The sequence below is a fragment of the Mycolicibacterium frederiksbergense genome (assembly GCF_012223425.1).
Classification (GTDB): domain Bacteria; phylum Actinomycetota; class Actinomycetes; order Mycobacteriales; family Mycobacteriaceae; genus Mycobacterium; species Mycobacterium frederiksbergense.
On record NZ_CP038799.1, the window covers coordinates 839,846 to 858,774 of the forward strand.

The 18,929-nt window shown below is 65.5% G+C and carries 14 protein-coding genes and 3 pseudogenes; 10 read left to right on the forward strand and 7 right to left on the reverse strand.

Features of this window, described 5'->3' with window-relative positions:
* Positions 1 to 121 precede the first annotated feature (121 nt).
* The 3 genes and pseudogenes from mobF (at position 122) to EXE63_RS07015 (ending at position 7,183) form a co-directional block, all read left to right on the forward strand.
* Positions 122 to 5,980: pseudogene (gene mobF, locus EXE63_RS33590) on the forward strand (MobF family relaxase).
* A 150-nt stretch (positions 5,981 to 6,130) separates the two neighbouring features.
* Positions 6,131 to 6,679 carry a GIY-YIG nuclease family protein gene (locus EXE63_RS07010; RefSeq protein ID WP_168141336.1) on the forward strand — a complete coding sequence of 183 codons (549 nt, stop codon included), beginning with the start codon at positions 6,131 to 6,133 and terminating at the stop codon, positions 6,677 to 6,679.
* Positions 6,680 to 6,838: 159 nt separating this feature from the next.
* Positions 6,839 to 7,183 (forward strand): hypothetical protein, encoded by a 345-nt coding sequence (locus EXE63_RS07015; protein ID WP_168141337.1) that lies wholly within the window; start codon positions 6,839 to 6,841, stop codon positions 7,181 to 7,183.
* A 127-nt stretch (positions 7,184 to 7,310) separates the two neighbouring features.
* On the opposite strand, the gene EXE63_RS07020 is transcribed toward EXE63_RS07015, so the two are convergent.
* Complete coding sequence (locus EXE63_RS07020; protein ID WP_168141338.1) at positions 7,311 to 7,511, reverse strand: ribosomal-processing cysteine protease Prp; 201 nt, start codon at positions 7,509 to 7,511, stop codon at positions 7,311 to 7,313.
* Positions 7,512 to 7,678: 167 nt separating this feature from the next.
* Here EXE63_RS07020 and EXE63_RS07025 point away from each other — a divergent pair, with 167 nt between their 5' ends.
* On the forward strand, positions 7,679 to 8,689 hold the full coding sequence (locus EXE63_RS07025; protein ID WP_168141339.1) for a hypothetical protein: 1,011 nt from the start codon (positions 7,679 to 7,681) through the stop codon (positions 8,687 to 8,689).
* A 12-nt stretch (positions 8,690 to 8,701) separates the two neighbouring features.
* On the opposite strand, the gene EXE63_RS07030 is transcribed toward EXE63_RS07025, so the two are convergent.
* Both EXE63_RS07030 and EXE63_RS07035 read right to left on the reverse strand, forming a co-directional pair.
* Positions 8,702 to 9,265: an RES family NAD+ phosphorylase gene (locus EXE63_RS07030; protein ID WP_168141340.1), complete on the reverse strand. Its 564-nt coding sequence runs from the start codon at positions 9,263 to 9,265 to the stop codon at positions 8,702 to 8,704.
* Positions 9,262 to 9,609, reverse strand: coding sequence for an antitoxin Xre/MbcA/ParS toxin-binding domain-containing protein (locus EXE63_RS07035; RefSeq protein WP_168141341.1), 348 nt, complete (start codon positions 9,607 to 9,609; stop codon positions 9,262 to 9,264). The genes EXE63_RS07030 and EXE63_RS07035 overlap by 4 nt, the downstream gene beginning before the upstream one ends.
* A gap of 68 nt (positions 9,610 to 9,677) precedes the next feature.
* Between EXE63_RS07035 and EXE63_RS07040 the strand changes: the two genes are divergently transcribed.
* Positions 9,678 to 10,829 carry a hypothetical protein gene (locus EXE63_RS07040; protein WP_168141342.1) on the forward strand — a complete coding sequence of 384 codons (1,152 nt, stop codon included), beginning with the start codon at positions 9,678 to 9,680 and terminating at the stop codon, positions 10,827 to 10,829.
* 127 nt (positions 10,830 to 10,956) lie between these two features.
* Here the strand turns inward: EXE63_RS07040 and EXE63_RS07045 are convergent, their stop codons facing one another.
* The 4 genes from EXE63_RS07045 to EXE63_RS07060 all read right to left on the reverse strand — a co-directional run bounded on the left by EXE63_RS07045 (position 10,957) and on the right by EXE63_RS07060 (position 14,621).
* Complete coding sequence (locus EXE63_RS07045) at positions 10,957 to 11,541, reverse strand: hypothetical protein (RefSeq protein ID WP_168141343.1); 585 nt, start codon at positions 11,539 to 11,541, stop codon at positions 10,957 to 10,959.
* A gap of 118 nt (positions 11,542 to 11,659) precedes the next feature.
* Complete coding sequence (locus EXE63_RS07050) at positions 11,660 to 12,793, reverse strand: EspK C-terminal domain-containing protein (protein ID WP_234904403.1); 1,134 nt, start codon at positions 12,791 to 12,793, stop codon at positions 11,660 to 11,662.
* Positions 12,794 to 14,028: 1,235 nt separating this feature from the next.
* A complete protein-coding gene (locus EXE63_RS07055; protein WP_168141344.1) occupies positions 14,029 to 14,304 on the reverse strand; it encodes a hypothetical protein in 276 nt (91 codons plus the stop codon).
* Positions 14,305 to 14,306: 2 nt separating this feature from the next.
* Positions 14,307 to 14,621 carry a hypothetical protein gene (locus EXE63_RS07060; protein ID WP_168141345.1) on the reverse strand — a complete coding sequence of 105 codons (315 nt, stop codon included), beginning with the start codon at positions 14,619 to 14,621 and terminating at the stop codon, positions 14,307 to 14,309.
* Between the two features lie 485 nt (positions 14,622 to 15,106).
* Between EXE63_RS07060 and EXE63_RS07065 the strand changes: the two are divergent.
* The 5 genes and pseudogenes from EXE63_RS07065 to EXE63_RS07080 all read left to right on the forward strand — a co-directional run.
* Positions 15,107 to 15,931, forward strand: a pseudogene (locus tag EXE63_RS07065) (IS256 family transposase); the annotation flags it as partial.
* A gap of 193 nt (positions 15,932 to 16,124) precedes the next feature.
* On the forward strand, positions 16,125 to 17,384 hold the full coding sequence (locus EXE63_RS07070; protein WP_234904404.1) for an IS110 family RNA-guided transposase: 1,260 nt from the start codon (positions 16,125 to 16,127) through the stop codon (positions 17,382 to 17,384).
* A 79-nt stretch (positions 17,385 to 17,463) separates the two neighbouring features.
* Positions 17,464 to 17,943: pseudogene (locus EXE63_RS07075) on the forward strand (transposase); the annotation flags it as partial.
* A gap of 353 nt (positions 17,944 to 18,296) precedes the next feature.
* Positions 18,297 to 18,587: a YbaB/EbfC family nucleoid-associated protein gene (locus EXE63_RS33450; protein WP_366515314.1), complete on the forward strand. Its 291-nt coding sequence runs from the start codon at positions 18,297 to 18,299 to the stop codon at positions 18,585 to 18,587.
* Positions 18,588 to 18,605: 18 nt separating this feature from the next.
* Positions 18,606 to 18,905 (forward strand): LuxR family transcriptional regulator, encoded by a 300-nt coding sequence (locus tag EXE63_RS07080; RefSeq protein WP_234904405.1) that lies wholly within the window; start codon positions 18,606 to 18,608, stop codon positions 18,903 to 18,905.
* Positions 18,906 to 18,929: the final 24 nt, after the last annotated feature.

Consider the following 18,929-nt stretch of genomic DNA (forward strand, 5'->3'; position numbering starts at 1 on the left):
ACACACCTCTTGCATCCAGGCCCTGATCCTGAGAGTTGTTTAAGGACACCCGGTTTGGTGGTGGCATTCTTGGTGCCGAGCTTCATAGCGTCCCGGGCATGGACTCCATTCGGTGGGCGTCATGGTGATGACGCTGCACAAGCTGACCGCCGGGGACGGATACCTGTACCTGGTGCGGCAGGTCGCCGCCGCCGATAGCACCGAACGGGGCCGCTCCACGCTGGCCGACTACTACTCAGCCAAGGGCGAGGCACCCGGGCAGTGGATGGGCCGCGGCCTGACCGCCCTGTCCGATACCGGCCGGTGCGAGGTCAGTGCCCAGGCACGCGAACAGATTTGGACTGTCGAGGCGGGCTCCGGAGTCAGCGAGGAGCAGATGCGCGCCCTCTACGGGGAGGGTATACACCCCAACGCTGAGCGCATCGAGAACCACGTCGCCGGGCGAGGTATCGGTACACAACGGGCGGCGAGCCTGCTGGGGCGCAAGTTCCTCGTCCGCGACGGCGAGCCGGAGTTCGCCCGCCGCCTGGCGGTGGGCTACCGCGACCACAACGCCGAAGCGGGCGAGCACTGGAACGCCACCATCACCGCGGATGTCCGCGCCCGGATCCGCACCCGTGTGGCCGTGAATCTCTTTAGCGAACAGTACGGCCGCCCCCGGCCGACGATCGGGAGCTCTCGGGGTTCATCGCACGCAACACCCGCGCCCGCACCACCGCCGTGGCCGGTTATGACCTGACGTTCTCACCGGTGAAATCGGTGTCGGCGCTCTGGGCCATCGCCCCGCTGTCGGTGGCCGAACAGATCGAAACCGCCCACGACGCGGCGGTCACCGACGTACTGGAGTGGCTGCAGGATTCCGCAGCATTCACCCGCACCGGCGCCAACGGGGTGGCCCAGGTCGACACCGAAGGACTCATCGCCGCGGCGTTCACCCACCGCGATTCCCGCGCCGGTGACCCCGACCTGCACACCCACGTCGCGGTGTCGAACAAGGTGTCTCACGTCGACGCCAATGGGGTGCGCCGGTGGCTGGCCCTGGACGGTCAACCGTTGCACCGCGTCACCGTGGCGGCCTCGGAGTTGTACAACACCCGCCTCGAAGCCCACATGATCGCCAGCCTCGGCGTGCGCTTCGTCGACCAGGCCCGCGGACGCGGTAAGCGACCGGTGCGCGAGATCGACGGAATGTCGACCGAATTGATGTCGCGCTGGTCGAGCCGGCGCGCGGCGATCGAGGCGCGCACCGCCGAGCTCGCCAAGCAGTTTCACGCCGCCCACGGCCGCGAGCCGACCAACGTCGAGACAATCGCCCTGGCCCAGCAGGCGACACTGGAATCGCGTGAGGCCAAACACGAGCCGCGCTCACTGGCTGAACAGCGCCACACCTGGCGCAGCCAAGCCGTCGAGGTACTCGGGCGCCCCGGACTCAATCAGATGCTGGCCGACACCCTCGCCGGTCCCGACCGCACCCAAAGTCCACCCGAGGTCGATGCGCAATGGGTCGCAGCGCGCGCCGGCGAACTGATCGCCACCGTCAGCGAGGCGCGCTCAACCTGGCAGCGCCACCATGTGCGCGCCGAGGCGCTGCGCCAGGTCCGCGCGCACGGCCTGGCGCACGATGGCGCACTCGTCGAGCACCTCACCGACACCGCCCTTTCCGATGCGTTTTCGGTGCCGCACGCCCGCATCGCCGATGCTGAGTTGGGTGAGCCTGGCGCGTTGCGTCGCCGCGACGGCGCCAGCGTCTACAGCCGCCACGGCGTCGCCGTCTACACCAGCGCGGCGACGCTGGCCGCCGAGCGGCGCATCCTGTCCGCGGTCGGTCGCGAAGACGGTCGACGGGCTAGCGCTGGCGATGCCGAACTGGCACTGGCGGATTCGGGGGCCCGAGGCCGCACGCTCAACCCCGGCCAGGCCGCCCTGGTCTCGGAGATGGCGACCTGCGGACGCCGTGTCGCGCTCGCACTGGCGCCGGCCGGGACCGGCAAGACCACCGCGATGGCCGCACTGGCGCACGCCTGGCGCAGCTCCGGCGGACACGTTATCGGCCTGGCCCCGACCGCCGACGCGGCGATCGTGCTCGGCGAGGACCTCGGCGCGACCACCGACACCCTCGACAAGTACGTGTGGTCAGCCGACCCCACCAAGGCGGTGCTCGGTCGTCCGAAGTGGTTCGAGAAGGTCGGCCCAGACACGCTGATCGTCGTCGACGAAGCCGGCAAGGCCGCCACCGCCGGCCTTGACGCGATGATCACCGACGCGCTGCGCAAAGGCGCCAGCGTGCGCCTCGTCGGTGACGACGGGCAGCTGTCGTCGATCTCAGCCGGTGGAGTGCTACGCGACATAGCCGAAGCCACCGACGCGCTCACCCTCTCCGAAGTCGTGCGCTTCCGGTCGGCCGCCGAAGCGGCCGCCGGGCTGGCGTTGCACGACGCCGACCCGGCCGGCATCGGCTTCTACATCGACCACCACCGCGTCCATGTCGGCACCGACGACACCGCCGCCGACATGGCCTACCGAGCGTGGCGAGCCGACCTGGCCGCCGGCGCAGACTCGATACTGCTGGCCCCCACCAACGACGTCATCAACGCGCTCAACGCACGCGCCCGCACCGACCGCCTCGCCGCCGACCCCAACGCCGCGAGCGCTCCCACCGTGGTGCTGGCCGACCAGCTGACCGCCAGCGCCGGGGACACCATCCGCACCCGAAAGAACGCGCGCTGGATTCGCATCGGGCGCAACGACTTCGTCCGCAACGGCTACCGCTACACCATCACCGAAGTCATGACCGATGGCAGCCTCAAAGCCCGCCATCTGCGCAGCGGGCGCATCGTCACCCTGCCCGCCGACTACATCGCCGAGCACGTGACGCTGGGCTACGCGGCCACCATCGACTCGGCCCAAGGCTTGACCGCAGGACGGCGCGACACCAAAGGCAGCTGCCACATCGTCGGCTCGGACATGCTGACCCGCCAAGCGCTCTACGTCGCGATGACCCGGGCCACCGACGAGAACCACCTCTACCTGTCGACCGCCGAGGGCGACCCCCACCGGCTGCTATCGCCCAAGGCCACCCACCCCGACACCGCCGTCGACGTCTTGACCCGCACGCTGGCTCGCGACGGCGCCCAAGTCTCGGCCACCACCGCAGCCCGCCAAGCATCCGACCCCGCCGCGCGACTGGCCGCCGCAGCAGACATGTACTACGACGCGCTCGGCGCCGCCGCCGAGAACCGCCTGGGCGTCGGGGCCCGGGACCGACTCGACGCCATCGCCGATGAAGTGATCCCAGCGCTGAGCACGCGCGAAGCCTGGCCGGTGCTGCGCCGCAACCTCGCCGTCCTGGCCCTGAGCGGTGCAGACCCCCATCAGCTGCTGGTCGACGCGCTGGCCAAGGGCGGCGTCGATGATGCCGCCGACCCTGCCGCCGTCCTGGACCACCGGATCGATCCCGCTGGAACCCACTCCTCCGGAGTCGGGGTGCTGCGCTGGCTGCCCGCGATTCCGACCGTACTTGCTGATGATCTCCAGTGGGGCGACTACCTGGCGCGGCGCGAACAACTCGTCGACACCCTCGCCGACGCCATCCGCGAGCGCGCGCAGGGCTGGACCAACGCGACCGCCCCAGCCTGGGCGCGACCCCTGATCACCGTCAACCGGGCGCTGACCGCAGAAATCGCGGTGTTCCGCGCAGCCGTGGGCGTCGAGGAAGCCGACACCCGCCTGACCGGAGCACGCCAATTCCCAGTCCGAACCCGCGACGTGCAAGCCCTACTGCAGCGCCATGCCGCCGCCGGAATCGGACGACGCAGCGCCGACACCACCCGCTGGAACGACCTCATCGACGCCATCGACCCGCGCCTGCGATCCGATGCCTACTGGCCACAACTGGCCGCCCACCTGGCCCAAGCCACCCGCACCACACCGGACCTGCGCCAGATCATCACCACCGCCGCCCGCCAAGGGCCCCTTCCCGACGAACTACCCGCAGCTGCGCTGTGGTGGCGCATCGCCGGCGCGCTCTCACCGACAGCCACGCTGGCCACCACACACTCGCGGCTACGCCCAGCCTGGATCACCGACGTCGACGCAGTATTCGGATCCCTGCTGGCCGAAACCATCACCTCCGACCCCGCCTGGCCCGGATTGGTCGCCGCCATCAGCGCCGCCAACCCCCACAAGTGGACACCGCGCGACCTGCTCAGCGTGGCCGCCGAACACCTCGCCGACGCCAGCGCCGACAGCGACCCGATCGCGCCCGGCGATTACGCCCGACTGATCACCTACACCGTCGACGCGTTCACCCACCGCCTACGGGCCCATCTCGGCGTGGACTTCGACAACATCCCCGCCCCCGACGACACCGACGCACCGCCCGACCCCGCCGAGGAACACCTGCTTCCCCCGACCCGAAGACACCTACCCAACCACCGACGAGCGAGCCCCACTCGACGACTACTTCGATGACACCCCGCCGGACCCGTACACATTCGTATGTCCGCCGGACGAATTTGACGGGCTGCAATTCGACGATTTGTCAGCAAACCGCCCTGCACCCGAATTGGGCATCACTATGCAGAAGCTCACCATCCTGCGCGACGAATATCGAACCGTCTGCAAAGAAATCACCACGCTCGACGCCGACATTCGCGCCGGAAATGGTCCCGCCATGCGCGCTGTCGCCGAGGAATTACTGCGCATGCGCCGCCAAGTCGATGCCGACCGCCCATACAGTCTCGCCGTCACCGCAGTCATGGAGCAGTGGGCCGACGCCGACGCCGACTACAACGACATCCTGCGCATGATCGAGCACGCCCGCACTCAACTGGACACCCTTCACGCAGCCCCCGAGTCCGACGATCTCGACATCGCCTCGGCCCAAGCCGATCTGGCCTTTCACACCCGCCGCCTGCCCGAACAGCCACCGTCGCTTCAGTTTCAACAGGCCTTCGCCGAGGCGCAGGCCGCGCGCACGGCGGCCGCCGGCGGCCACAAGATCGTCACCGAGCACGACATCGTCACCGCGCGCGGCGACGCCGAGCGTGCGGACCAGGCCGCCCGCGCCGCACTGCACGACCGCCGCCAAGCACTGCGCCGCGAGCTCGATCGCGCCGACCGCGACCTGGCCGCAGCCTTCGCCGCCGCCCAGACCGCGACCTCCGACACCCTGGAAACACTGCTGGATTCGGCACGCGCCGAGGTGGAGCTTCTGCGCGCCGCCGGCCGCATCGACTTTGATCGCACGCCGCTGGCCATCCCCGACACCGTGCTCGCCGAACACGACCCGGCCATCGCCCACTGGCTCAAAACACTGGCCGCTCAACCCCATCCGCTTGGCTATACACGCGCCGACGTCACTGATCCCGACACCGCTGCGGCGCTGTGCACACTTCGCGCCATCGCCAACATCAACGACCGAAACGTGCTGTGGCTCAGCACTGCCGACGAGGCGACCGCTCCCGCGCGCATCGCAGAGCTGGCCGACACCTTCACCACGATCGCCCAGGCGCACCAACGCATTAGCGATCAGCAGTGGACGCTCCCACCCGGGACGATCATCGTCATCGACGACCCCGCCGACGCCGACCCAGCGCACCTCGGCCGCATCGCCCACCACACCGCCAGGGTCGGCGCCCGCGCCATCATCATCGACCCCACCAGCCAGCACGGCCCCAGCACACCCGCACTGCGGCTGCTCAACGCTCTTCCCTGGGCCAGCAGGCTGACCGCCAACAATCAGGCCGCGGAGAACCTCCGCCTCGACGAGCCGACACCCGCAGTCACCCTGGCCGACCGCCTCGGCCGCACCCGGCTCAGCGAGCCGTGGCGCCAGCTGCTCACGGAATACGACACCGCCGCCCGTGCCGCCCGTGCCGCCCATCGCCGCCACCTTTCCCTTGGCTGGCGTACACCGACCGCGGGGATCGACGAACCCGACCATGCCCTGTCTGCCGGCGAACTCGGTTTCGACGACTAGATGCACTGACCTGAGAGGTCAGGTGCGCGGGCGGCACCCTCCCGCCCGTCCTCGGCGCCGTGCACAGCGTCCCCGCAATGTGCAAGCGCGAGTGGGCCCCAGACTGATTGGCATCGCTGCGATCCGCTCCGCTGGCACAATTTCTGAATTATGGACGCTGTTGCGCGGGTGCTCGCCGGCTTATCCGCTGCCCGCAGCCAGCTGGCAGACCTCAACGCGCCCGCTGCTCCAGGCGTTTACGCGTTCTTCCTCCGCGATCCAGGAGCCCTCCCCGGCCTCGATGAGTCGGCCGACGGCATCGTCTACATCGGCCTGTCGACGAACCTCGCCCAGCGCGATGTCGACACGCATTTCCGAGCCGGCCAAAGCGGCTTCTCGACGCTGCGTCGTACCCTAGGCGCCCTGCTGATCGCTGATCTGGGCCTGCAGCCACGGCCGCGGGGATTCGGCGCAAGCGATAGCAACTACCGAAGTTATCGCTTCGACGAGGCAGGTGAAGAACGGCGCAGTGCCTGGATGCGCGGACATCTCGATGTCGCCGTGCAGCCGGTTGCCGACCCCAAACAGCTTGAGCGAGCCCTGGTGGCCATTGCCCGCCCACCGCTGAACCTCACGCTCTGGGCCAACCCTGACGCTGCCGCGATCAAAGCCGCCCGGAAAGCCTGTGTGGCGGCAGCGAGGGCTGCCGAGAACCGCTGACCGACTTACCATCACACCATGCGGAGCTCGAGTGGCCTACGCAGCCCGTTTCCGCGAGACGCGGATGGGGGTCGTCCGCCGGACCATGGAGCAGAGCCGGCCGGCCGTTCGGTCGGGCCGCGCGGCCTGATTGTGCGAGACCCGTATGCCTCGAAGCTGTTGAACGGCGAGAAGATCTGGGAGATCCGCGGCAGACCAACCCAGATTCGGGGACCCGTCGTCATCGTGAAGCAAGGTACCGGCAAGGCCTATGGGATCGCGAACCTGGTTCGCGTGCTGGGACCTCTTGACCTCGATGACCTTGTCACTTCGCCAGAGGTGCCGCCCGAGGAACGTGATGAACTGCGACGCGACGGGCTTCCATACCTAAAGACCTACGCATACGTTTTCACCAGTCCGCAATGGTTCGAGCATCCGATGTCCTACCGGCACCCGAACGGGGCGGTGACATGGGTCCGTTTGCCGGATTTAGATTTGGACGACGTTGAGTGGCTTCGCTCGTGAGTTGCGGCGCGGTCTGTTCACAAATGTGAGCGTCACCAGCAAAATCAGGCACTCGCGATGTTCACCAGTATTGAAATCATCATTTGGCGTCGGGCGGGCATGTGTCGGTGGAGGAAGAACTGGCTGATCACCGCGGCGGCGCATCCGCGTCGTCGTCGTCGGACCGGCCGAGCAGTGCGCGCAGGGCGCGTAACGCGGCGTCTCGTCGGCGCCGGCTGGGCGCGAAGGCGGCGGTGAAGGCGAGGACGGATACAGCGGAGCAGTAGACCATCACGGGCAGCGCTGCACCGTCTGCGTGGCCGGTGATTGTCTCGATGAGCGTCAGCATGGTGGTGCGCCTTTCGTCGGGTGTGCCTTCGGTGCGAGTTCATCCGCGGCAGCCGTGTCCGGCGAGCATCAGCACAGCTATCGTGAACAAATGGCCAGTTCAGACGGTGTGCACCGGAATTCCGGCGCCCGGAACACCGGAGCAGACGTCGGTCATGGGGCCATCCGGTGAGCGAACCCCTCACCGCCCGTCAGCGCCTGGCAGCTGAGCTGCGGCATTTACACATCAACGGTGGCAAACGGCCCTACAAAGACATCGTCAGGCGGGCTCGCGCGCAGTCGACGAGCTTTTCCTTTAGCACTTCCAGCGCCGGCGAATGGCTCAACGGCACGTCGGTGCCCGACCCAGTGGGCAAGCTGGCGGTCTTCGTCAAAGCCATGACTGGCAGGGACCAACTCGACGATGCGCTGCGGCGCCTGCATCACGACGCTGCACGGGAGAGCCGGCCGACGCCTGGCCGCCGGCCGAGGCGCACATCCGCGACGGCGGCGGCGGTGACTCCCAGTCACATACCGCGCCTGGACGCGGTGCACTACGTCGACATCGATCGGCTCTATGACCTCGTGCTCTCACACGGAAACAGCATCGAGGTGCCCGACCTGGACTGGACCGTACGCCGTGGACCGGGCCACGTCCGATTTCGACGCACACTCGTCGAGGAACTCGACACCGTCGCCCTGTGCGCCAAACGCTTCGTGCATACTCTCGATCTGCGCCAGCTGCAGCAGGGCGATCTGCTGATCTTCGACACTCAAGTACGCACCCGCAACGGAGTCGCTCCCGACCAAAACATCCGTCTCACGGGTGACCTGAATCGTGACCCCCATGTCTACATTCAGCGGCGCGGAGTGCGAATCGTGTTGCCCCTCAAGCCTGAAATGATTACAACGGATACCGCCTACGGATTCCTGAGCGAGGGCACCACCCGACTTGCAGGCGTCTGCAGGATCAAGCACCGCGTCACCGACGAGGGCGAACGACGACGAATGCGTGCGACGGACAAGGTGCAGTATCTGGGCACTCCTCTCGTCTTAGGGAGCACCGACATTTTCAGCGAGCACGCCGACCTCCGCGAGAGCCCAGTATTTAACGCCCTCGACGTGGAAACCGATGGGACGCACACGATCGGGCCGTGGCTGGGACCATTCACGGGCGGCTCCGGCGAGCTGATCGAGTGATTCCGAGTCCCGTCAGCTGGCCGCGCGCAGTCTTTCGTATGTGGCAGGCGTTAGATCGTCAGTACGCAGGACGGTGAGTTGGCCTGGCCTGATCCGCTGTTCGTAGGCGGTGATGACCAGGCCTACGCCGCCGGCTGACGGCACGAGGATCGCCTGGGCGTGGAGAAACCAAGCGGCGTGGCCGACTTCTTGACATGCCGTCCAGTCGTCGCTGGTGAGGTCGGCTGGTTCGAGGCCAACTGTGAGTTGCGCTACGGACGTCCGTAGATCTAGCACGCTCAAATCGTTGGCGGTGATGTGATGCAGTTTGTGTGGTGCTCGCAGCTTGTTCTGCGGAGTCGTTGAGGCGACTGCGGCCGCGCGTTCGAGTTCGACCATGCACGCTTTCTCGGAGTCTGACAGGTAGATCGCAGAGAACAGTCCCCGCTTGTTCCAGCGGCCACCGAAGCGTCGCGCTCCCTCACCTGAGAGAGGGTCCCGCATTGCCGATGTGTAGCGAAAGCAGGAGCTGGACCATTGCTGAGTTCCGAGTGAATCGACGCGTTCGACGAGTTCGTCGTCGAGCGCGTCGCTCACACGAAGACTCCCTCGGCCATCGCGTCGATGAGGTCGAGAACGTCCTTGAATTTTCCTTCGCGGATCAGATCGGCAGGCTTGCGATGCCCGAGCAGTCGATTGGGCGAGAACATCCAGACGTTGGCGTGGTCGGCGGGTAGGACTTCGGTGACCGCTTCGGCGACGTAGGCCAGCTCCAGGAGGCGCTCCTTATTAAGTCGTTGCGGCACGACGTCGCCGGCGGCCCACCGTGCCACTGACCGGGGTGAGGCGTCGACGATGTCGCCGACCTCTTCGTTTGTCAGGCCGAGCCCGTTGATTGCTGCCGAAACCTTGCTGGCAAGCGCTCCCGCACCCTCGCGCATTGTGTGTCTTCTTTCTGTCGAATCTCTGTCATGTATTATGGCACAGGCGACAGACAGGAGGGATGGCGATGGGCGTCGAGTTCCGAATCTCCAGAAACGACCAGAAGCCGATCGAAGACTTCCTAGGCCGCCGGTCGGACGGCGTCACCGCCGTCAGCCTTGACACCAAGGCGGGTCCCACACAGTTCAACGTGGCCCGAGCCGCGCGCGAAGCAAACGTTGCCGTGTACTGGGAGCCCGGCACCGAGCGCCTTGCAAGCATCGGCTACAACCACGACCAGCATCCCTTGTGGGGAGGTCAGCCGTTCGACCCCGCGGCCCTCGCCACGTCATCCGACGAAAGCGACCGCCTGGTCGAGGCCACCATCGCCGCTCACCCCGAAACTGTCACCCATGTGACAGCCCCACACTTCTATGCCAACGACGCCACGGCAGCCCGGCTCAACGTGGCACTTGCAGAGCGCACCCACGAGCTTCACCGCGCGCAGCCGACCCGCGCAATCCTGACCATCTCAGCCCGAAACGCCGTCCATCTCATCGTCGATTTGGACCTCGCCGCGGAGTATGCACGCGCAGGCGTGGAAGCGATCGAGATCCGCCTCTCCCCCTTTGGGGGCGAAGATGTGAGCCTGCCACGAATCCGAAACGCCTACGCAGTACTGGAGATGTTCCGGTCCCAAGGCATGCGCGTCACGGTCGGACACTGCGGAACGATTGGCTTGGTTGCCGTTGCAATGGGACACGCCGACGCTCACTCCCTTGGTGTCGGCTACCTGGAAAAGGTCGATCACTCCGCTGCGATCAACCGGCAGGCACGCCCACCAGCGGCAGACGCTGAGCGCCGCGGCCCCACCGCCGGCGTCTACCTGCCCGGAATCGCGGCCACGGTCCCCCGCAAGCTGGCTACCGCGCTTCTCGAAAACCGCGAGATCCGAAGCCGACTGGCGTGCCGCACGGGCACCTGTCGCAACAGCATCCTCGAGCCCGTTGAGTCCGCGCGCATGCATTATGTGCATTCGCGTGCCGCCGAGATGGCCAGCCTGCTGGCTCGCCCGAAGCCATGGCGCGCGACGCTCGAAACCGAACGGCTGGCTGAACGGCTGCAGCTACGGGAACGAGTCAACAAACACTGCTTGCCGTCCGGGGTATCCAAGATCGAAACACGCACCCTGCGTAGCCTTCTGGACATCTTCGAGGACCGCCAGCAGGCCGCATCCTAACTAGATCGCGACACGCGTAGCTCTCACGGTCGCAATCACCGTCGACACGGTTAGTCGCCGGGCAAGAACACGCTGGGACACCTTCTAGTCCCAGTGCGTTGGCGAGCGAGTCATGGCCGCGTGCGTATCAGGGAAGCCAGTACGCGGGCAGTGATTGCATGTGATCCTTGTCGCCGTGCTCTAGTGCAGTCAGTTCTTCGATAGCCGAAGGTCCTTCAAGACTCGATAATCCGTTCGTCCAGGCCGCTATTCGGCTGCGGTACCAGCCACGCCAATTGACCTCCAGCCCCCCAGCGGCCAAACCGGCGTAGTACCAGGCGCCTTCCCAGTCACGCCACCGGCGACGGCCCTCAGCTGCCCGCTCAGCGAAATCCGTGAGCACGGGATTGCAGGCGATTGCCTCGGAGAACCTCAACGCAAATTCAGGTGTATCGGCGTCGACCACGACCATCGCCAGCTCGCTCTGGTCGCGGGAGTCGTTCACCTCCTGCAGGGCTGCGTACCAAGCATCCAGCGCCGTGCGCCAGCCCGAACCGGTATACCGTTCCCACGGCTGAACGTTCATTGTCGAAAGATTATGTACAGCAAGCAGATTGCTGTCTTCAAGGCTGGTCTCCGAAGCACCACCAACTAGGGCCGCCGAGATGCCTTGACGCCAATTCGGATCCAGTGTTCCCGTGCGTGCATCCATAAGAATTGGCTTGAGCAGCATGCACCGTGCAAACCCGTATTGGTGGCGCGCACTTTGCTGCCGGAGCTCCCAAATGTACGAACTACTCATGGCCGCGCTTGGTCCAGATCCTCTTCGACGCTCAGCACCGCGTCTTCGATCAGTTCTCGGTGATGCCCATGTCGAGTGCGGTGGCGGCGTACACCATGTCGGGTAGCGGCAGTGGTCGCGTCGACCAGCCGCCGATGACTTCGGCTGTTCGCGCAACCAGCCAGTGCGCTCGGTACTTGCGCAGATCGTCGACAGTCTCACTGGGGTCTCTGCCGCCGCTCATGAAGCCGGGACGCGCCATTGCCACATACACGTTGAAGTTCGGGGCCTCGGCATCGTAGGCCGCCCACTCCTGCGCGCTCGGCTCAAGAGGAGAACCGCGCATCGACCAGATCCGCCGAAACGCATCTGGAATCCCACCCTCCACGGCCACCGCCTGCGTGGTCGCAGCATTGAGCATGAGGGCACTGACCGCATTGACAATGCGGTCCTGATACACCGGATGAGCTTCCATCACACGCAGCAGCCGGGGATACATATCAGGCCACAACAAGCTCAAACGGTGCACATGCAGACCATCAAGGGTCGGCGGAGCGATGGGCCGCTCCCCCGGCCGCAGAAGCGGATTCGTCGCACGTGAGCATGACGGTGGATGCTCCACGCCCGCGTCGCGCAGCACGGTTACCGCGCCGGTGGTCGCCGCGGCCACCAGCCGCCAGCCAGTCTCGGAGCGGATACGCGCGTATTCGACGAGAACCCGCGCCGGATCGTGCCATCCGAACCACAGTTGGCGAAAGTGGTCGTCCACCAATGGATCTGTGGCCAGGACTCGTACCGAGCGTGGAACATAAACACCGGCCGGGATAAAGCTCGCACCGTCATTGGACGTGATCACCATTTCGGTCCCGCTCGGCGACCGAAAGACGCCGACCGCCCAGTCCATGCCAATGTAGTTCACCCACTCTGCGGCGTACTGAAGCTTCCACGCCAACTCCTTGGCGGCCGCCGCGTCGGCCGACTCCCGCCGCTCCCGCGCCGCCGCCGTCTGCCCCGTAGCCACCACACTCGCCGGGATCAGCGTCGCACCCCCTCCCGCGCTCGACGGCGGTGCCGTTGAGGATGGCGCATTGTTGCCGCCACCAATCGTTCCCGCCGGCATAGTCGGCACCGCCGGTGGAGGCACGAGCCCCGCCGGCGGCCCCATCGAACCCGGCGGCAGCATCATCGGTGCGGCGCTACCCATTCCAGCCCCTGCAGGGGCCGCTGGAGCCGCCGCGGCAACCATGCCCGGCTGCGCCGCTGCCGGCGGGACGCCGCCGCCAGCCGCGGCCGCGTGTGCAGCAGCACTGCCCGGCGACAGCGCCGGAGATGGAGTCGCCGGAGCTGGTGGCGGCATCGCCGGCATCCCTCCGCTGATCCCGGCACCCGTGGACAAGCCGCGAGAGAACGCCGCCGCAGGAGAGCCCGCCCCGGCAGAGGCCGGCGTTCCACCAGCGGCCGGCAATCCTCCTGCCGCACCAGGCATCCCGCCTAAACCACCGGTGGGCGGATTAGACGACAGACCGGACACGCCGCCACCCAGACCCCCCGGCATACCCGGCATCCCACCGGAGCCCATCCCGCCACCACTGCCCATGCCAGGCATCGACGGCACACCCCCACCGAGCGCCGACGCTTGTCGGGAGGGACCTGTTGGTGGCGGGGAGACTGCGTACTCGCCGCGATGACCAAAGTCCGTGCTGTCTTTGCTAACACCGGAAGCATCACCGGACTCGCCGGACTCACTAGGTCTTGGCGAGCTGCCGTCCTCGTACTCACTCCGTGTATTTGGGGCGACACTTGCATCGTCAGCGGCCCGCCCTGGCTTGGCATAGTCCCCACGGTGGCCGTCGTCTGCCGAGCTGTTGTCAAGAGCATCGATCAACGGAGGCGACGCGGGCGCGCCTCCGGCGCCGACCATCGCAGTCAGCGCCGAAATATTGGGCGCGCCTGGCCCATTGACTGCTGATTTGATCGCCGCACCCATTGCTTCTACGCCAAATGCGGTGCTGCGCCGTGCCGCAGCATGGTAGCGACGGACGATCTCAGCTTCGTCAGCATTAGGTCGCTGCGACTCGGCCTCTGCCAGAAGTACCAGGGCCGCGTGTCCCGCGGTGACCTCAGGGATCGCGGCGGCGACAGAGCCCGCAGCTGCGGACAGACGCCGGTAATAGTCTGCCCCGCCCGCAGCGGCGATCTCAGCCTGCTTCATTTTGAGGTGTCCGACTTCAAATCCCGTTGAGCGGGCGGCGGTTTCACGTGTTCGATTATCGACGCGGAGCTGCTCTGCAGTAGCTTCCAGTCGTGCTGCTGTCGCCGCATGCGCTGCTGCGAGCTGCGTGAAAGAACCTGGATCAGGCATTTCGATACCGCGTGTAATGATCAGACCCGCTATGCCGCTGCCAGCATTAGCCACCGCTGCCATAGAACTACCAGCCGTCAAAGATGGCTGACGGCGGTCAGCGCATCAGCGTTATCGGCGTCGATCTGCACGAGATTTGCAGTTGCTTGCCGGTGGGCGGTGTAACCGGACGTCAGCCTTTGATCTACGGCTGCTATCAGGGCCGCGCCCTGACGCGCGGCCAATTCGAAATCGGCTACAACTTGGGACAGGGCCGGGGCCGTTGTGGTGTTGGACTCGGTGGGAGCGCCCACTACCGGTGCATCTGTGTTGGCGGATTGCGCCATCGCTGCGTCAAGGTCAATACGCCGCATGCTCATTCTCCTTTGCAAATGGTGGTGATCTTTCTTGCCGCCGCCGACGCGCGGTCGAATGCTGCGTTGGAAATGGCAGCGGGGAGCCGCCTGGTATCAGCGTCAAGCGTGTCCAGGAGTCCGCTGCGATACGCCGCGATGGCCTCAGCGAGCTGGGCCGGCGTAGAAGAATCAACCGCCGATCGCATTGCCTCGAGTTCGACGAGCGCCGAGGCTTGCGCGCGGGTGAGAGCTGCAACGGTGATTGGATCGTCCCATCGCGGGGGCGCCTCCAGGAACGGACGTCGGTCACGGGCAATTGCCTCTGTGGCCGTCACTGCGACGCTGCACGCATCAGCTCCTCCGGCGGTCTTCTGTTCGGTAGGCGGTGCGAGCGGTGCCGTTTCCACTGATCGTGCCGGGGGCGCGTGCGGCGCTGGTGAACCGAACAAGGCAAGCGCACTGAGAACCACTGCCACCACTCCCAACAGAAGCGCTAGCCAGGAAACCCAACTCCGCGACGTACCTGCGGCTGGTGGCGTGCCCACACTCATGTGACTCACCGTAACCTCGTCCGCCGACATCCACCACTCCGCTAGCACATTTTAATCAACTGTATAAGCGCACGTCGTGTTGCCTATAAGCAACATCTGGCAAATCTCGTTACACGCTCCTAGTTCCCAGCTCGACTCGTAGAAGATCGGCATCAAGACAGTCTTGATATCTGGTCGCCCGCTGCCTTAACATCAAGACAGGGGACTGTGGATTTATCGGTGTTTCCGGCCTGACACGCTGAGCGTTGCTCGGCGGGGAAGGTGCCGTGATGACGACACTGGATGATGTGGCGAAGAAGAAGCAGGCTGAGCAGTCCGCAGAGCAGCAGGCCGCAGTCGAGCTGGTGCGGCTGGCCCAGGAACAGGGACTGTCGCTGACCGGGCCCGATGGGCTGCTCAAACAGCTCACCAAGACGGTGCTCGAGACCGCGCTCAACGAAGAGATGACCGAGCACCTCGGCTATGAGAAACATGATCCGCCCGACGCGGGGCCGGGCAACATCCGCAACGGCACTCGGGCCAAGACGGTGTTGACCGACACCACCGGCGCAGTCGAGATCGACGTGCCGCGGGATCGGGCAGCGACCTTCGAACCTCAGATCGTCAAGAAGCGCCAACGCCGACTGTCCGGTGTCGACGAGGTTGTGCTGTCGCTGTATGCCAAAGGCCTGACCACCGGGGAGATTTCGGCGCACTTCGCCGAAATCTACGGTGCCTCGGTGTCGAAAGAGACGATCAGCCGGATCACCGACAAGGTGATCGAAGAGATGAATGACTGGTCGGTGCGGCCGCTGGACGAGACCTACGCCGCGATCTTCATCGACGCAATCGTGGTGAAAGTTCGCGACGGCCAGGTCGCCAACCGGCCGTTCTACGCCGCCATCGGGGTCACCCTGGCCGGAGAACGCGACATCTTGGGGTTGTGGGCCGGCACCGGAGGCGAAGGCGCGAAGTTCTGGATGAGCGTGCTCACCGACCTACGCAACCGCGGGGTCAAGGACGTGTTCTTCGTGGTCTGCGACGGACTCAAGGGGTTGCCGGAGGTGGTCAGCAACGTCTGGCCGCAAGCAATCGTGCAGACGTCATCTATTAACAATGGACGAGCCGGGATGGTCTCGGCGTTCACCTGCACCACCACGGGCAGGACCTGTGCAAACGCGTCACCTTCGAGGTCCACATGCAGACCCGTCCGCCCGTGGTGGCTGCGGGGCATGGACCGGCCAGCGAGAGCAGCACCACCGGTATCAGCGGTGAGTGCCGAGATGAGGTTCCGGGCACGCCCCGTCATTGCAGCGTGAACTTTCGGATCGAAGGGATCTGACTGCAGTGATTCAGGATAGTCCGGACGGTGGGAAACGTTTCTGGTGCGGCATCGATTGGGGCGGACGCTCCCATCACCTCTGCGTCCTCGACGACGACGGCCAACAGCTCCTCAGCCGCAAAATCGCGCACACCGTCGACGGTCTGATGGCCCTGGTCGAGGTGATCGCTTCGTTGGCCGGCTCAGTGCTCATCGCTATCGAACGCGCCGAGGGCTTGCTTGTCGAACATCTCCAACAGCAATGCGAAGCTGAAATCTATTGCGTATCACCGAAGATCTCGGCTCGGGCCCGTGAACGGTATCGGATGGCGGCAGCAAAATCCGACGAGTTCGACGCCTACGTGCTGGCCGACACGTTGCGTCACCAGCATGCCCAGTGGCGGCCGTTAGCCACCCCGTCGCCGGTCCTTGCCGAGCTGACCGCGATCAGTCGCGACCGTCAACGCATCCTCGACATGCAGGTCGACACCGAAAACCGGCTGCGTTCGATCTTGGAGGCCTACCATCCCGCGCCATTGCACCTGTTCTCCTCACTGGACCGTGACATCACCCTGGCCTTCATCCAGACCTATCCCACGCCCGCGCAAGCGGGCAGGATCACCGCGACGCGGATGGGTGGATTCACCGGCCGTCACGGCTATAGCGGCCGCCAGAAGCCCGAAGCGCTCATCGAGCGCATGCAGCCGCACCTTTTGTCCGCTAGCGAAGGCACTGTGGCCGGTAAAGCGGTGGCGGCGAAAGCATTCACCGAACAACTCGCCTTGCTCAACACCCACTTACGAGGCCACGACAAGCGTCTACGTGAACTACTCGACGCTCACCCCGACACCCACATCTTCACCAGCTTCCCCGGTATCGGACCCGTCACCGCCGCAGTGCTGATCTCGGAGATGGGTGAAGAGCGCACCCGGTTTCCCTCGCCGTCGTCGCTGCTGGCCGACACCGGTTTGGCGCCAGTTACCAAGGCCTCCGGGCGCACACGGCAGGTTCGGTTCCGTTACGCCGCTAACCGCCGCATGCGGCACGCCATTGACTGGTGGATGTTCGTCGCCACCCGTGAAGATCCGTGGTCGGCCGAGATTTACCAGCAGGCCCGTGCTGCCGGCCATGCCCACCATCGAGCGTTACGCGGTCTCGGTGCTCGTTGGGTGCGGATCCTGTGGCGCTGCTGGCAAGACCACACCGCTTACGACCCGGCAGTTCATCACCGCCCGACCGCGGCCTAACTGGTTTACAGAAGCGTCCCGCTGCAGGCAGCAAACAATCGCTGCAGCGCGAACGAACGCGTCCGGAATCAGAAGGTTGACAGCGGGAGTCTGCATTATTCACTTGATCCGCAACACTTTTCGGCTCACTTCGCGCAAGTACTGGGATGAGATCAAACGCGATATCAAACCGATCTACACCGCGGTCAACGCTACCGCGGCACGAGCAGCATTCGACGATCTGACCGAGAAATGGGGACAGCGTTACCCGGCGGTGATCCGGCTGTGGGACACCGCCTGGGCAGAGTTCATTCCGTTCCTGGACTACGACGTGGAGATCCGGCGGGTCATCTGCAGCACCAACGCCATCGAGTCGCTCAATGCGCGCTACCGCCGAGCGATCAAGGCCCGCGGTCACTTCCCCTCCGAACAGGCCGCGATGAAGTGCCTCTACCTGGTCACCAGATCGCTGGACCCAACCGGGGTGGGCAGGGCACGATGGATGATGCGGTGGAAGCCAGCGCTCAACGCGTTTGCGATCACGTTCGGCGACCGATTCCCGGCAGCCGAAACCTACTGATGGAAACCGCCGGAAACACCGTTAACGAGATAGACCCCAAGACAGTCTTGATGGAAAGGCTCGGGAGGTCCTGGCATGGATGGTTACGACGCAGCGAGTGGTCGCGGTGACTTGGTGGTCTCAGTTGGAAGCGATGGCGTCGCACTTGGGGTGCGGCTGAGTCCGGCAGTGATGGATCTGCCCGCAGAGGAGTTGGCAACGCGGATTGTGCGGCTGAATACGCTGGCGTATCTGCGGTGTCAGTTGGCTATCGACCAGAGGGTACGGAGCGACGGCGGCGACCACTGCGCCCTTCGGTCAGCAGCGCAGGTCGCGGCGTACGCGCAGTCCATCGATTTCTGAGGGCTGGAGTCATGGACTTTGCGGCAGGAGTAGCCACGCAGGTCGCGGATCGCATCGGACGCATTCGGGCCGCGGTGGACGAACTTCGACGGCGATCGCCGAGTACGGAAGTTCGAGTATCGAGCGCGGGCGGCGAAGTAGTGGTGTCAGTCGATCGCCATGGCCGGCTAATGTCCCTGCAGCTGGCGCCGGGCTCGACAGTTCGCTTCACCTGCGAAGCTCTGGAACGTCTCATCAATGACACGCTGTGCGCGGCGGTGGAACTCGCAGCGCAGCCCGATCGACAGCTGGTCTCTGCATAAGCCGATCCGGCAGGGCAGTTGGAGGCCATCAACACATTCTGGAAGAATCCTAATCACCGGATTACTGCAACACGTCCGATGATTGAAGCGAGCCCCAGGGTGGATGAGAGCAGCGCAGTCGAGGAGTTGCTGGCGGCGCATGCCGAGATGGAGAGTTTGACGATCGCCCTTGCCGATGCGCGAGAGCGTCGACGTGCCGCCGCAAGGCGACTGCTTGAGCTTGGTCGTGGATTCCCGTGGATTGCAGCGCAACTGGGTGTTACCCCGCAGGCGGTCGACGGATTTGTGAAGTACAAGGACCGCAATCAACGCACCTAGGGTCGTGAAGCTGCACCCCGTTAG